Here is a 15,408-nt window from a genome sequence, read left to right as displayed (position 1 = left end):
GTTACTTTTTCTTTGAGTTCTTACTTTTGATACTCATATACAACAGGAACTTGATTCATTTTGACTGTTTTGGCCACCACATAACGACGGTATCCATCTTTTAAGATCTTTGACCCTTTTTCGATCGTCAACGGCTCATCTAAACGCCCCGTACGCTTCACAAAATCAATCACCTTTTGCGTTTTTTCAGGGTTTGGGCGTGTCTTTAAGAACTCTTCAGGAACGACAATATCATCAAAGTTTAATAGATCTTGAGTCCCCTTGGGTTGGTTGGACAGTATTTTCTTTTTTTCCTCCGTCTTTTTCTCTTCTGTAGGCGCTTGTTGTACTTCTGGCTGAATAGGTTTTATTTCTTTCTTCTCTTCCTTTGCTACAGGTTGAGAAACAGGTGTTTGCTCTTCTTCCTGTTTTTTAGGCTCCTTGTTCTGTGCTGCTGCAGAAGCCTCATGCTTAGGTTCGTTTTTCGCATCTGACTGATTCTTTTCTTTATCGTTTTTATTCGGGAGAACGGTAATTTGAAAACAAATCACCCCTACTTCACCAGGACATTCATCAATCGGAATATCAAGCGTTGGTTCCCCTTGAATTAAAATCTTTTCCTGCATGATGCTTTTCTTCGTAAGCCCTGTTTTATTAAAGGCTTTCTTCGCAACAAACACCGTATACGAAATAAACGTACTCTTCTTTAATCCTTTAGGCGCAGATGGTGACCCTTTTTCACGCATATCAAAGGCAACGTAGCGATCGTATTCACGTAAGGGTCCTGTGGCTGATCCGGTTAACGTAATTTTATGTGGCATAATAGTCTCCTCCTGCGTAGATTCTTAGTTATTGTTTATTTAGAACACAGTTCTAAATAAACAAAGTGTATTAAAACATCAGCTTCTAAGGAATTTCTACTTTTTTTGATTAGGAAGCTGTGCCTTTCAACTGGTTCTGTTGATGCAAACATTCTTGTTCCTCTGCTGTTAAAGCTTGTCCTAAGTCTTGTTTTACCTGAGCTATCTGCAACAAACTATACGTAGAGCTATGCTCTTGCAACAAGTCCTCTTCTTCTGGTGTGAGATCTTGTCCTAAATCTTGCTTTAGCTGGATCATTTCAAGCTGTTGGTCCACTGTAACTTCTGCTTCTTGCGTAGGTTGGTCTTGCTGCTGTTCAGCGTTTAACCAATCAGGAACCATCTCTTTACGGACAATATGTTTTGGTGTAGCTAATTTTGTTTCTTTGCTTTCGTTATGTATAACTTCTTGTTGGTTTGCGTATACTGACGAATAATCCTGTTCTTTAGGGTTTACCCATTCATAGAATTGATTTTTCGCAATTTGATAGATTAATCGACACATATCCCGTAGGGATAAAGGATTACCTTGTTGATTAGCTTCATGGACATATTTGTCTAATCCCACAATGGATGTATACGCAATTTCATGTATGTGCTCTTTTTCAATCATAATCTCTGTATCTCGCTTGACTGCTTTCGCAGCATTTTGGATACGAGCATAAAAGTCTTGTAGTTGATGCCCATATTTACCTGCATAGACTTGATTGACTTTCTTAGGCACACCTTTGATATAGCTGAATGACTGTGAAACAGATATTAAATGATTATTTATATGATTTACAGGTAAATCAAGGTTAATAAAGGCATCAGATGATTTATCGGCCTCTAAGCTTGGTGTATCAACGTTTTCAGCACTTTCTGGAGACGTCACAGGAAGTGTCACAGGAGTGGTCATTTCTTCTTGTTGAAGCGTTTGTATTCCTGTTGTATCATGGGCAAAAAAGATTTCGTCGCAAATGTGATGAAAGTTTTTATGGCTTTTAAGGATAAATACATAACTGTCCGGATGAGTACCTGTTGCATCCTCTTTAATGTAACGAGCGACAATGATAAACGGTGTCGCTTTTAACGAGCGTACAAAACGAGAAACGGTACTTTTGGACACATTAAATTTCTTCATCAGTGTTTCAGAACGGATCGCTTGAATGCCCGTAGCCACTAGGTTATAGATGACATGATCGAGCATTTCCATTCTCTTTTTAGGAAATTCTTTATGTATAGCAGATTGTTGTTGTTTAAAGTGGGCACGAAGACTTTCTAAAAAATCTTCTTTCTTTTTACGAAGTGTGGACTTGTGGGTCCATAACCATTTGAACCGTCCATTGAAGGTATCTACATCTTTTAAATAACAGGTCAAGATCTTTGTCATTTGTTCATCGTCTCCTTTAAGGAACACAAAAAAGACACTGTTTCCCTGGAAAAAGGAAAACAATGCCTTGATTTTAATGAACTAAGCTCTTGAAATAGATAGCTATTTCATATAAAATAAAAACATAAGTTTTATCTTATAGAAAAAATGAAACTATTAACAAGAGACTTCGACAAGTGTTTTCCCTACCGTCATTAGGGGGAACGGTTTAAGAGTGCGGTCAACACTTCTTAAACAGTTGAAGTCTTTTTTCTATTCCGGTCCTTTTTGTTAGTTTTATTATAGCGTTAACTCGTCTCAAAATTCAATAAAAATTATAATATCTCTTAAAACAATTATTTTTAACTACATATCTACGTAGAAATGAATCTATTACAGAGTAAAGTACTTAATTAGAAAATGAAATGTTTAAGACCTGGTTTGTTCAAGGGTAATAGATCCATTACTCTCTCTATGTTAATTCGAAAAGATTAGTTTGGGTAGGGTGATTTTTTCTCACCCTGCCTAAAAAAGAAAGATATATAAGCCTTTATCTATTAGAAATAACATTGTTTATTCCTCTCAGCTTTTATAACCCCCTTCTACATCCATTTTTTTATAAAAAAATAAGTTCATGACTGTAACATTTATAACCCCTTTTCTTGGTATTAAAGTTAAATTTTTATTTCATATTACATTAAAAAGTATTCTACTAGGCATACAACATGGATTTTAGAGATTTAAGTATCTCTAAACATTAAATAATTAGGGTTTAAAAATCATTTAGCAAGACAAATAATCTTTAAACTTGCTTGTACAAAAAAAAGCAAGTTGAACTACAGTTCAACTTGCGGAGAGGAGCGTATATCGCAGGGCGATATATTAATGCTCATTTTTATTTTAAGTTCGACTTATGTCGTACTTGTAGTATGATTTTGTATCGCGGGGCGACATATGAATAGCTAGTTATTGTTTTAAGTTCAACTTATGTTGTACTTGTAGTATGATTTTGTATCGCGGGGCGACATATGAATAGCTAACTACTATTTTATTCCTAAATTATATCTTACTTAGAGAAAAATACTATGTCGGTGGGCGATACAGTTTTGATTGAACTATTACTTTAGCTCAAGGTCAGGTTAATAGTAATTAATTATTAAAGAGACGCTGGAACCAACTTTTTTTTCTCTCTTGTTTTTCTTCAATAGTCTTTTTATAAAACTCAGTAATTTGTTTATCACGTTTTTCAAGTGAAACAGCAATATATTCTTTTTGCTCCTTCATCATATCCTGTAATTCTAACATCATATTTTTTAGCTCAGCATTCTCATTTTTTAGTGTAGTAAATTCATTACCATATTGTTTAATTATAGCTTGTAACTGGTCATTCTCCTTTATGTCGGGTGGCGACACGGGCGTCTTAGGGATATCCTCGAGGACAGTTTTTACAGCTTCTTCTAATGTAACACCAGGTGATTTACTTAGGGATTGAATATTTTCTAAAACAATTATGTCACGTTCCAAAAAGGCCCTTTGATCATGCTCATTACGTATAAATTTATAATTATGTTTTTCCATCAAAGTAGCGTACTTGCGTACTGTTGTAACTGCTATGTCTAATCTTTTAGCAACTTCGTTTGTCCAATATGCTTTTTCAGATCTTGTTGTGTCGTTTTCCATAGCGACACCCTCCTTTTATATGTAGAATTCTATATGGTAAAGTGAAGTCCTTTGTAGACCAATTTCCTTTAGAAAAAATAGTTTGCTAACTAATAAGTTACTGGGAATTAGAGATTTTTAGTAGTAATAATGTTTTAAGGCTACATCATTTTTATAAAAGGTACTTTACCAAATACCTTTTATTGATAATAGTAATAGGGTTTCAAAGTATGTCTATGTAACATTAATTGAGAAACTTATATTGATTAGAATAACATGGTTTTTCCCTATTCTAATTCTACATCAATTTGTATTCTACCTGGTAATAAAAAGCATGTCGATAGGCAACACAACTTGGTAATCCTTAATTCTAATGTCGCCCTGCATCATGTCCGGGTAGCAAAGAGCATGTCGATAGGCAACACAACTTGGTAATCCTTAATTCTAATGTCGCCCTGCATCATGTCCGGGTAGCAAAGAGCATGTCGATAGGCAACACAACTTGGTAATCCTTAATTCTAATGTCGCCCTGCATCATGTCCGGGTAGCAAAGAGCATGTCGATAGGCAACACAACTTGGTAATCCTTAATTCTAATGTCGCCCTGCATCATGTCCGGGTAGCAAAGAGCATGTCGATAGGCAACACAACTTGGTAATCCTCAATTTTAATGTCGCCCTGCATCACATCCGGGTAACAAAAAGCATGTCGACAGGCAACACAACTTGGTAATCCTCAATTTTAATGTCGCCCTGCATCATGTCCGGGTAACAAAGAGCATGTCGACAGGCAACACAACTTGGTAATCCTCAATTTTAATGTCGCCCTGCATCATGTCCGGGTAACAAAGAGCATGTCGACAGGCAACACAACTTGGTAATCCTCAATTTTAATGTCGCCCTGCATCACATCCGGGTAACAAAGAGCATGTCGACAGGCAACACAACTTGGTAATCCTCAATTTTAATGTCGCCCTGCATCATGTCCGGGTAACAAAGAGCATGTCGACAGGCAACACAACTTGGTAATCCTCAATTTTAATGTCGCCCCGCATCACATCCGGGTAACAAAGAGCACGTCGACAGGCAACACAACTTGGTAATCCTCAATTTTAATGTCGCCCCGCATCACATCCGGGTAACAAAGAGCACGTCAACAGGCAACACAACTTGGTAATCCTCAATTTTAATGTCGCCCCGCATCACATCCGGGTAACAAAGAACGTGTCGATGGGCAACACAACCTAGTAAACTGTTTTTTCATTACATTGATACAGATTCTATTAGAGAGAGCAGGTTGTATAGCTACAATTGGGATGTTTTTATTATTAATGAAAATATCTATGGGAATATTCTAAGAAAAATAGGATGTAAATATAGGGAAAATGTATCTTTTTATTGAAAGGAAAATGTAGTTAACAAGAATATTATGTATTTTAATTACAATAAATAGAATTTATACAGGAAATATTTAATTGGGTTAAATGTAAAATAAAGTAATTATGTTCTATTTGAAAGAGGTTAGAACTTTGATAGGATTAAGGAAACGAGTGTTCTATAAAAAGTTAATTAGTTAAATGAATTGGAAGTGTAGAGATGTTTAAAACAATAATTTGTGATTTTGATGGCACTATTGTAGATTCTGGTCAAGTTGTGTTCGATCTCTTTAATGAGTTTGCCGATAAGTATGACTACAAAAAAATCCCTCAAAGTGAAAGTGACCGAATTAGAGCATTGACTGTAAAAGAACGTTTCAAAGAGTATAAGGTGCCCATGTTAAAGGTTCCTATGCTTACTATGGATGTTGTTAAACGATACAAAAAATTAATTCCAACATTAGAAGTAAATCAAGAAATGAAACAGGTACTTAAAAACCTAAAAGAATTAGGAATTAAGCTTGTTATGATTTCAGCTAACTCTAAAGAAAATATCCAAAAGTTTTTGAAATTAAATAACATGGAATACTTTGATGAAATTATTCAGTCAAATCGCTTTTTTGGAAGACATACAACAATGAACAGTTACATGAAAAAACATAACGTAGCAAAAGATGAAATTATCCTTATTGCCGATGAGCATCGTGATATTGTGGCTGCAAGAAAAAGTGAGATTCCAATAATATCTGTTACTTGGGGGTATGATTTAGAGGAACTTTTATCTAAAAGTAATCCTGATTTCTTGGTTAGAAGTCCATTAGAGATCATGGATATAGTTCGGAATGATACTAAATGATTGCTCTCTTTTTAATTAGTACAATATTTGCGATTATTAGCTATCGTTACGATCCTAAATCACCATCTATAAGATGGGGGGTTCTTGTACTAGTTTGTGCAGCATTTGCAGGACTCTCTAGAGCTACCATAGAGACTTTTCTTCCTACATTAGATAAATTCAATATGGATTTTGCTTTATTAGATTCGCTTTTATATTACCTAAGAATTATAACTGGCTTTATTTCTATTTACTTTTTTCCTTATGCCTTACTAATGTGGGCCATTACTTATAGTGATAAGTTCACTAAAAGAGTTATCCAAACCTGTAAGTATCTTTTACCTATCCCGATTATTTTTATGCTCAAAACAACCGTGTATTACCCTGATATAATACCGGATTTTCATTCTATGTTATATTGGGCAGTTCCTTATATTATTGCTGCCTGTTTAGTCCATATATACGCTTGGTATACAGAGAGTGATCCCAACAAGAAACAGCAACGCATTACCACAATTTCTATTTCATTTCCTGTCATGTTATCAGCTTTAATTTTAAATTATATTGTAAGAGCAATAGACAATCATCATCAATATTGGCGCTATATGATTGTTTTTCTCGTATTAGCATTCTTTATTTTTCTATGGAAAGCTCTGAAAAAGGGTGCTGGATCTCTTAATGGAATTAAGCTGCGTTACGAGAGAGAGGCTCATAAAAAGACTAGAGAAGCAATCAACAAAGGAACAGCATTATTAAACCATGCTATAAAGAATCAAATTTATAAAATTAATTCAAGCTTACAAACTATAAACGTAGATGAACTTAATCCATCTTCTCAAAATTCAATTGAAATTATAAATCGTAGTTCTAAACATTTGACAGAGATCATTGAGCGTATGCATAGCAAAACACAGGAGATAGAGATTATAAAAAGCCAAAATGACTTGAATAAGTTAGTAGATGAAAGCCTGGAAGATTTGAAATTGGATTTATACAAGAAGAATATAAAGGTCAAAAAACTTTATTCATCAGAGAAAAACACCGTATATTGTGATCGTACGCAGACCTACGAAGTGTTCATAAATATATTAAAAAACTCAATTGAAGCAGTTGACGATGGAGGAGTAATAAAGGTAACTATTTCACCTAAGAACAGTAAAAATATAATCGTTACTTTTTCTGATAATGGAATGGGTATTCCATCAGAGAATTTGAAACATGTTACTGATCCTTTTTTTAGTACTAAGAAAAAAGGTGATTTAAATTATGGATTGGGATTAAATCATTGTTTTGAAGTAATGTTTAACACTGGTGGAGACTTGAAAGTTGAAAGTAAGGTTGATGAAGGAACTACAATCAAATTAACCTTTCCAATACATTTAAAAAAGGGTGATGTTTATGAAAAATCCAATTCGAGTAGTACTAATTGAAGACGATCCAGATTGGCTTAACATAATGGAAAACCTAATTGGTAAGGAAGAAGACATGATTCTAGTAGGGTGTGCTCAAACGCAGGAGGAAGGGATCACTCTTTCACATGGTTTAAACAATATAGACATTTTCCTTGTAGATATTAATTTGTCAGGGGTTAATCTTGATGGCATATATACAGCTCTAGAATTGAAACGTGAAAAAAAATCAAAGGTAATAATGCTAACGTCTATGTCAGAGGAAGACATTATTCAAAAGGCATTTATGGCAGGAGCATCAGATTATATATTGAAGAAGGATGTACATCGCATACCAGAAATCATTCGTTCTAATTACAACAATGAATCTAGTCCAGTCGAAGCTGTATTAAAAGAATTTCGTCGTTTAAAATCTGAGGAGCAGCTTAAAGATTTAACAAATGCAGAAAGAGAAGTTTTTGAATATATTGAAAAAGGATACTCACGTAAGAAAATTACGCTAGAGACACATAAATCCGACAATACACTGAAAACACATTTTAAAAACATCTTCAAAAAATTATCGGTATCTAATACAAAAGATCTTATAAATAAAGTAAAAACCGGCGGCCTAAAGTGACTTGTTAAATTAACAAGTCACTTTTTTCGTTTGCAAAATGGGTGATATTTCGTCACCCCTTGTCTAAAAAAGGGTGAAAAAATATCACCCCATTTCCAAAATAGGGTGATGAAAAATCACAGTATGCAAGTTTTCAGAACTTATATATCCTATATTTAGGAGTTACTTTTCATGGATTCTAGAAGGTCTGTGAAAAGCTTTCTTTCCTTTTCCCCCAGTTGTTCAAATGCTTTTATTACGGGAGATAGGTTAGTTAATACAGGTATTATGTCTGTTGTAAGTAAGGTCAAAATGACTTTGATTTCTGATGGTGACAAGTCATTTAGGATGTTAAATAATTGTGCTTTACTTGGGTTATCTGTTTTAAATTCTTTCGAAATATCATCTGGCAGCACGTCATATAGGGTAACTCCTAATGCCTTACAAATCCTTATTAACGTTTTAATATCGGAAGTTGAATGACCGTTTTCGATCTTGCTTATCGTACCTTGTGAAGTACTAGAAAGCTCGGCTAATGTAGTAGTCGACATAAATATAGACTTTCTAAAGCTTTTAATGTTATTTCCAAGTTCGAGGTTAAATTGATCCATAAATTCATCCACCAATTGCAAAATTTTTTAATTTTATTATATCAGAAATAAATAAAGAGTGTTTTTGGTAAAAAATATTCTATATCGAATAAAAATTGTTGACTAAACTATTCTATATAGAATATACTGTGTTCAAGGAGGTGCTGGAAATAAAGACCATACGAGAAAAGAGGTTAGAAAAGAAATGGAGCCAAACTTATTTAGCTCAGTTATCAGGAGTCCCGCAACCCACTATTTCTCAAATCGAAAATGGGACTCGTCAATATCCAACGTTTGAAAATATGAAGAAAATCGCAGAGGCATTGGATCTTAGATTAGAAGATATTTTCTTACCAGGTCAGAAGGATATGAACTAAGTTTTTAAATACTTAACAGCTTAAAGGGGCGATGAACATGGAAGCACAAAAGCGACTAGCATTCTATGATATATCAGATGCACGGGCGAAAAGTGCTAAAACCTTTGATGGAAAGTTGTATACGTTAAAAGGAGGGATAGCAGTAGAAAAAGGCACAGGCGATGTCAAACGTGTAGCTGATATTTATTATGAAGTACGCTCAGTGATGGATCAGGCACATACCATCGTCGCCAAGCGAAGAAAAAAAGATGAGGAATTGAAGGAAGTTTTACAAAAGACCTGCTAGTTCTTAGATGCAGCATACAAGCGATTTTGAAACGTGCCGAGAGCACGAGAAGTGGTACCTTGACAATCTTATATTGCGTGCCTCCCCTAAACGGATCACAAGGGGGTTAAGGTATACGATAACGAAAAGGTTCGATGAGTGCGTCCTAAAACTCATCGGTGATCTAGCACCAAAACAGTGACGGTGTATCCATGATCTGTGAAGAGTGATGGCGTGAGGGTAACTCCGAAGAAGCGACAACACTCTAATCGGTAGATACACGAGGTTCTTCGTACATGCCGAAAACGTTGTGCATTATTGGGCTTAGTGAAAACTATGCATGCCAATATAGGGTTTGCCCTTCCAGCCAGAAACGGGTATATATTTCCTTTCATAGCCTTGAAAAGACAGAGATGATCGCTAAACATATGGTAAAATATTACTCTCGGTAGGTTTCAGAATCGCTTGTTATGTCTGAATATTAAGAACAAAGGAGAATGGTTATGAAAAACAAAAAATGGTTAATTTCTGCGGTTGCAGGAATCGTTGTGTCTCTAGGAATAGGCACAGCGTTTGTCTCTTCCTACAATTCAAGTGAAGTGAAAGGAAATGGTGAACTAGAAGAATTACACCCTCTAGAAATGAAAAAATTTATGAAAGAAGATGGCACAGGATTCGTGATGTATTCCTTTGACAAGAATAACCGAAGTGTATACATGAACGAAGTTAAAAATGCCCTAGAAAAAAACGAAGTAGATGGAAAAGAACTTAACAGTTATGATCCACAATTTGATGGTACAAAAAGTCAGAGTGATTACGGTGTAACTCAAAAAACGGATACCTTAGCTGCTTATAAGAATGGTAAATTAAAACAGCAAAATAAACTAGATGAATATGATTCATCTCAACTAGAAACAGAACTATCTCATTTTATTGAAACCTCAAAAGAACTGTATTTCGAAAAATAAGAGGTAAGCTTTGAAAGGTGGTGGTATCTTGACGATCTCCCAAAAAGAATTAAAGAAATCGAAAGACCTCGTGGAAAAGTTGTTGAAAGTGAATGGAAACAAATACAACGACTGGTTACATCAACAGCACCAACAGTTTATTGAGGAAAATCAAGATTTAATTCTTCAAGCATTAAGTGCCTTTACAGGTCAAGAAGAAGAGGAGGAAGAGAAAAGCGAACCAAAAGTAGCTGAACAAGTTCCTGTAAGACCACAAAGCATTCCAGTAACTCAAAATTAACGAAAAAGAGGAGTGAAACACATGTTAAATTTATTAAATAGCGTTGATGTGACGCAGTTAACTTCGCATTTAACCCTTGGGGCGGCTGACGGTATGAATGGCCTCATAGAAAGTGGAAAGTCTATTATCAAATGGATGCAGCGTATTGCAATGGTTGCGGCAGCTCTTGCCTTTTGTGTAGGTGGTTATCACTTAATCTTAGGTGGAGAACGAGGTCGTCATAAATGTATTGCATGGTTTGTTGGAGGCGCAGTTGGTTTAGTAGTTGTCATGGGTGCTTATGCACTAGCTGAAGGTGTAAATACAAATATCCGATTCGGAAGCTAAGAAAGCTATACAGTTGATTGTATAGCTTTTTTCTATGCTTATTTTTAGAAGAAAGGAATGGAGAAACATGCTGTCTGTCATGTTTATAAAAAGTGAGACAAAAGAGTTAAAGTCATTTCAAAAGTTATCAATTCCAGAAGCATGCGAGATCACAGAAACATTAGAAACACAGTATCAACGTACTAGAAAAAAGGCTCATGCAGATTTTTTTATCCTCGATGAAGAAGATCAAGAAGTATATGCCGGAACATTGTCCATTGGGGAGGGTCACGCTCGCCATGTAGTCGCTCATATTAAGCAAAAGTTAAGCTCTTTAAAAATGGACGATATACAGGAAGCTCGAAAGAGAAGTTTTCTTGAACAACTGGAAAAGGAAGTACCGGACCATCTGAAAACAACAGATGGTTCTTTTTCTTCCTCTAAAGAAAAAGAAAATGATGTGCAAACGAATCAAACACCTGTCCTTTCTACTCGTAATCGAAGGTTGATCTATAGTGGAGGGATTTTATCTCTTCTTATCCTTTCAGCAACATGTTTTTCAACAGTGGCTACTTCTCAAGATCGAGCTGAAACAATTCACGATTTACAAAAACAAGTCAAACTGGAACAAAAAATAACAGGAACATATGAAAGGGCGCTCTTAGGGGATTCACAAGGGGCTTTAAAACGGCTTTCTTCTATTGGTGAACAAAGCCTTACGAAAGAACAGAAAAACGTTTATATGAGCCTTCTCGTTGATCAAAAAAAGTATGAGGAAGCTGTTCATCTTCAGGGGAACCATCCAGAAGTAGTGGAAAGCATGATTTCAGAGAAGGGGGATGTTAACGAGTTAAAAGAGTTTCAACAAGCGTTTCCTTCGCCAAATGGAGCTTTTGATCTTGCCTATCACGAACAACGTTGGGAAGATATGATGAGCCAATCAGGAGTAGAAATGACCGATAAACGATATGAAATGAAGGGTTATGGATATCTGAAGCTAGATAAAGTAAAGGAGGCCAAAGAAGCAGCAGCACATATTCAAAGCCAAGACTTGAATCAAAAAATAGAAACCTATGAAAAAATGAAAAAGGAGATAGAAGAAACGAAAAAACAAGTGGAGGAAGAGAACAAGAAAGACAAAAAGGATGAAAATAAAATCAAGTCGTTAACGGATCAACAAAAGAAACAAGAAGAAGCTTTAAAGAATTTATAAGAAAGGATGGATAGGATGTATATACGAGCGAAAATGAAAAAGGAGAAGCAAACCTTTGTGGTAGGTGTTGAGTATTATGAAGAAGATTTATTTTTAGAAATCGAATTAGGCACGTTTTACACGACTCAACTCCATGCTCAACGTATTGCGAACAGCGTTCATAATGTCATTCTTTTAGAGCATCAGATTGTCATTATCTTTAAAAATGCTGATTCAATCACACTTACAGATGATTTTTTGAAATATGCATTCAAGTTTCGATTATGCACAAAACCAACGATGCCACCCCTAGATATCTCCAAGCTTACTCAACAAGAAAAAGACGACTTAGTTTGTAATGAAGCCTATATGGTGACAGAAGAGGATATGAAAGAGGTACAATGGGACATTAACACGGCTTTTCGTTACCTTCAACATCAATATGAGGCAAGAGATCAGACCTTCTTCTCTCTTTCATCGAGTGCCTATTATGTTATTCCTACTTCTGAAGAGATTGACCAGGAGGGAATGAGAGATGCAACCTAATAAGTCAATCAAATATGTGATCGCTGAAAAACAAGTACTTATTCCTGTAAGTGCTTGTTTTTTTGTATCTATTCTTCTCATCTTGAACTTTCTTTTTAATATGATGCGAAGCCTGATTCAAACAACGTTTAGCGATGTGTTTGAGCCGCAGCCATTTCATCTAGAAACATCCTTTTTGACAGAGATTCATCTTCAACAGTACGCGCCTTTATATGCAACGATGTGTCTAGTGGCTGCCTTATTAACGGCAAAATTCGCTTACAATATTCGATCTAACTTCAAAGATTTAAACCACAATCAAAAAGGGTCGGGACGTTTTACAACAAGGCGTGAATTAAAAAAGCAATATCGAAAAGTACCTGAAAAAACGACAACCTATCAAGGGGGAGGTGGTGTTCCTGTTTCCCGTATTCAAACCTATGACCTGATTCAAACGTGGAAAGAGTACAAAGCTCTAAAGGGAATACAGAAGCTTCTCCACACACATCGATTCTTTACGAAGAAAAATTACATGCTAATTGATGACACACCCGTTAACAATTTGATTATTGGGATTACACGATCAGGGAAAGGGGAAACCTTTGTTTTTCCAACGATTGATATCTACTCACGAGCTGAAAAACAACCTTCCCTAGTCTGCAACGATCCTAAGGGGGAGCTGCTCGCAGCTTCTAAAAATACGTTAGAGGAAAGAGGCTATCATGTTGAAGTTTTAAACTTACTCAATCCATTAGAATCGATGAGTTATAACCTGTTAGAAATGATCAAAGAAACGTATAAGGATGGTGACTATTCAACAGCTCAAGCGTTATGTAACACTTTATCGTATACGCTTTATTACAATCCAAATGCCAAAGATCCGTTCTGGCAACAATGTGCCATGAGTTTATGTAATGCCATGATTCTAGCTGTAACAGATAAGTGTATTAAGGAAAAGGAAGAAAATAAAATCACGATGTACACGGTGGCGAATATGTTGTCGGAGTTAGGATCGAAAGAGGTTGTGATTAATAAAAAAGGAGATACTCAAAATGCGTTAGACTTGTACTTTGACGGGCTGCCAACAGAGAGTGTCGCCAAAATGCAGTATGCGACTTCAAACTTCTCAAAAGGTACGACAAGAGGAGGAATCTTCACCCAAACGATGAATGGATTATCCATTTTTACGTTTGATGAAATCGCCAAGATGACCTCTGAAAACAGCGTCGATTTGAAGCGTGTGGGCTTTGGAAAAACGATCAAGGGAAAAGCAGCACCTCTTACTCGCTTAGAAATCATCTTTCCAGATGGTCAAACAGAAACGATTAAAACGGATGCCAAAGGGTTATTTGAGGTCAACTTTACAAGCGAAGTAAAGCAGAATGATGAAATTATGTTAACTGAAAAGCTGAGTGATAAAATTGTTACTTCATCGAGGCTTGAAACCGTTATATCGATTAATAGGATCACAAAAGAAACAGGAGCTACGACGTTTACGGTGGAGAAGCAACATCCCACTATTCATGTGAAAGAAGTGACGTATTTTACAAAACCAATCGCCATTTTTATGGTCACACCGGATTATGATTCAAGTAACCATGTAATAGCCTCCATTTTTGTTCGGCAGTTATATTATGTGCTTTCTAAAAATGCTTCATTGGCACGAGGAAACAAGTGTCATCGAGAAGTAGTGGTGTTGTTAGACGAATTTGGCAACATGCCAGCAATCGAGGGAATGTCCAACATTATCACGGTTTGTTTAGGACGAAATATACGTTTTAACTTAGTGATTCAAGCCTATGCACAACTAAAAAATAAATATGGAGATGATGCTGAAACGATTGAAGGAAACTGTGGGAATACGATTTATATTTTAAGCAATAACTATGAAACATCGAAGACCATTTCACAAAAATTAGGGGATGGCACCATCAATTCTATCTCTCGAAGTGGGAAAGGGTTATCAACGGATAAAAGCAAAACAGAGGGAGTGGATGGAAAACCATTATTAACACCCAATGAGTTAATGGAACTTAAAGAAGGAGAAAGTGTGGTTGTGCGTGTGGTAAAACGTCAAGATAAAGAACGTCAGAGAATTAAAGCACATCCGATTTATAATACTGGAAAAACAGCGTTGAAATACCGTTGGGAATACCTCGGAGAGGACTTTGACACGGATCGTTCGATTCTAGATATTGATATTTCGTCTTTACATGAACAAGTCAATCCAAGATCCTTGGTGATCCATAATTTCTTTCCTTTTCAATCACAACCTCCATCGGTTGAAAAAGAAGAGGAACTAGCCGACGATCCGTTTACTCCTCTAACATATGAGAACTATAAAACTAAGACAGTCAAGGAGTTCTTCGGTGGAGATAAGAACGTTTCTACTGCTTTAAAAGTACATTTACCAAAAGCAATGAATAAAACGGTGGAAGAGATTGAGCAACAGTCCATGAGTGAGTTTGAAGAGGAATTAAATATGCTAGGAGTTAGTGACCAACTAAGTAAAAATGTCCATCAACTTCTTCAAACAAAAATAACTACCATCATTAAGAAGTTGCAACATGAGATGGAAGAACAAGAAGCTTACTATCAAAAGGGGGAGAAAGAATGACAAGTATTTCAAAGGAATTAGAGCGTATTTTAGAGGACTATGAACCGATTGTGAAGGAAGGACATCAAGTGCTAATTGGCTTACTAGATGGCACTATCCACTTGGAAAAAGGGCAGGAAGGAGAAGCACCTGTACAAATTCGTGTTTCTCCTCTGGATGAACGATTAGAAATAACGGTTGATACGTTATTTCAAGGCATGTAATACCCTCGTAAGGAGATGAG

Annotated in this window: 16 protein-coding genes; 12 read left to right on the top strand and 4 right to left on the bottom strand. The window is 35.9% G+C overall.

Features of this window, described 5'->3' with window-relative positions; genetic code table 11:
* Positions 1-20: 20 nt before the first annotated feature.
* The 3 genes from JNUCC25_RS28410 to JNUCC25_RS28400 form a co-directional block, all read right to left on the bottom strand.
* Positions 21-800, bottom strand: a complete 780-nt coding sequence (locus JNUCC25_RS28410; protein WP_454223453.1) for a plasmid stabilization protein — start codon at positions 798-800, stop codon at positions 21-23.
* Between the two features lie 109 nt (positions 801-909).
* On the bottom strand, positions 910-2,211 hold the full coding sequence (locus JNUCC25_RS28405) for a replication protein (RefSeq protein WP_454223452.1): 1,302 nt from the start codon (positions 2,209-2,211) through the stop codon (positions 910-912).
* A 1,128-nt stretch (positions 2,212-3,339) separates the two neighbouring features.
* Positions 3,340-3,870 carry a hypothetical protein gene (locus JNUCC25_RS28400; RefSeq protein WP_454223451.1) on the bottom strand — a complete coding sequence of 177 codons (531 nt, stop codon included), beginning with the start codon at positions 3,868-3,870 and terminating at the stop codon, positions 3,340-3,342.
* Positions 3,871-5,443: 1,573 nt separating this feature from the next.
* Between JNUCC25_RS28400 and JNUCC25_RS28395 the strand changes: the two genes are divergently transcribed.
* From JNUCC25_RS28395 to JNUCC25_RS28385, 3 genes are read left to right on the top strand one after another with little or no spacing between them, the layout of a single operon-like run.
* The gene (locus JNUCC25_RS28395) at positions 5,444-6,079 is read left to right on the top strand and encodes an HAD hydrolase-like protein (RefSeq protein WP_454223450.1); all 636 of its coding nucleotides are present in this window, start codon (positions 5,444-5,446) and stop codon (positions 6,077-6,079) included.
* On the top strand, positions 6,076-7,488 hold the full coding sequence (locus tag JNUCC25_RS28390; RefSeq protein ID WP_454223449.1) for an ATP-binding protein: 1,413 nt from the start codon (positions 6,076-6,078) through the stop codon (positions 7,486-7,488). The genes JNUCC25_RS28395 and JNUCC25_RS28390 overlap by 4 nt, the downstream gene beginning before the upstream one ends.
* Positions 7,457-8,086, top strand: coding sequence for a response regulator transcription factor (locus tag JNUCC25_RS28385; protein ID WP_280157777.1), 630 nt, complete (start codon positions 7,457-7,459; stop codon positions 8,084-8,086). The genes JNUCC25_RS28390 and JNUCC25_RS28385 overlap by 32 nt, the downstream gene beginning before the upstream one ends.
* Positions 8,087-8,241: 155 nt before the next feature.
* On the opposite strand, the gene JNUCC25_RS28380 is transcribed toward JNUCC25_RS28385, so the two are convergent.
* Positions 8,242-8,676 (bottom strand): helix-turn-helix domain-containing protein, encoded by a 435-nt coding sequence (locus JNUCC25_RS28380; protein WP_454223448.1) that lies wholly within the window; start codon positions 8,674-8,676, stop codon positions 8,242-8,244.
* 149 nt (positions 8,677-8,825) lie between these two features.
* On the opposite strand from JNUCC25_RS28380, the gene JNUCC25_RS28375 reads away from it, so the two are divergent.
* The 9 genes from JNUCC25_RS28375 to JNUCC25_RS28335 all read left to right on the top strand — a co-directional run bounded on the left by JNUCC25_RS28375 (position 8,826) and on the right by JNUCC25_RS28335 (position 15,388).
* Positions 8,826-9,032 carry a helix-turn-helix transcriptional regulator gene (locus JNUCC25_RS28375; protein WP_029325371.1) on the top strand — a complete coding sequence of 69 codons (207 nt, stop codon included), beginning with the start codon at positions 8,826-8,828 and terminating at the stop codon, positions 9,030-9,032.
* A 37-nt stretch (positions 9,033-9,069) separates the two neighbouring features.
* Positions 9,070-9,318: a hypothetical protein gene (locus tag JNUCC25_RS28370; protein ID WP_047933333.1), complete on the top strand. Its 249-nt coding sequence runs from the start codon at positions 9,070-9,072 to the stop codon at positions 9,316-9,318.
* Positions 9,319-9,800: 482 nt separating this feature from the next.
* Complete coding sequence (locus JNUCC25_RS28365; protein WP_454223447.1) at positions 9,801-10,265, top strand: hypothetical protein; 465 nt, start codon at positions 9,801-9,803, stop codon at positions 10,263-10,265.
* A gap of 28 nt (positions 10,266-10,293) precedes the next feature.
* Positions 10,294-10,545: a hypothetical protein gene (locus tag JNUCC25_RS28360; protein WP_097825489.1), complete on the top strand. Its 252-nt coding sequence runs from the start codon at positions 10,294-10,296 to the stop codon at positions 10,543-10,545.
* A gap of 21 nt (positions 10,546-10,566) precedes the next feature.
* Positions 10,567-10,872: a hypothetical protein gene (locus JNUCC25_RS28355; RefSeq protein ID WP_454223446.1), complete on the top strand. Its 306-nt coding sequence runs from the start codon at positions 10,567-10,569 to the stop codon at positions 10,870-10,872.
* Between the two features lie 67 nt (positions 10,873-10,939).
* Positions 10,940-12,064 carry a hypothetical protein gene (locus JNUCC25_RS28350; RefSeq protein WP_454223445.1) on the top strand — a complete coding sequence of 375 codons (1,125 nt, stop codon included), beginning with the start codon at positions 10,940-10,942 and terminating at the stop codon, positions 12,062-12,064.
* A gap of 15 nt (positions 12,065-12,079) precedes the next feature.
* On the top strand, positions 12,080-12,589 hold the full coding sequence (locus tag JNUCC25_RS28345; protein WP_454223444.1) for a hypothetical protein: 510 nt from the start codon (positions 12,080-12,082) through the stop codon (positions 12,587-12,589).
* Positions 12,579-15,185, top strand: coding sequence for a VirD4-like conjugal transfer protein, CD1115 family (locus JNUCC25_RS28340; protein WP_454223443.1), 2,607 nt, complete (start codon positions 12,579-12,581; stop codon positions 15,183-15,185). Before JNUCC25_RS28345 ends, JNUCC25_RS28340 begins: the two co-directional genes overlap by 11 nt.
* Positions 15,182-15,388 carry a hypothetical protein gene (locus JNUCC25_RS28335; protein ID WP_454223442.1) on the top strand — a complete coding sequence of 69 codons (207 nt, stop codon included), beginning with the start codon at positions 15,182-15,184 and terminating at the stop codon, positions 15,386-15,388. Before JNUCC25_RS28340 ends, JNUCC25_RS28335 begins: the two co-directional genes overlap by 4 nt.
* Positions 15,389-15,408 lie beyond the last annotated feature (20 nt).

This window comes from Priestia sp. JNUCC 25, assembly GCF_053667915.1.
This window is presented reverse-complemented; position numbering and strand designations above follow the sequence as displayed.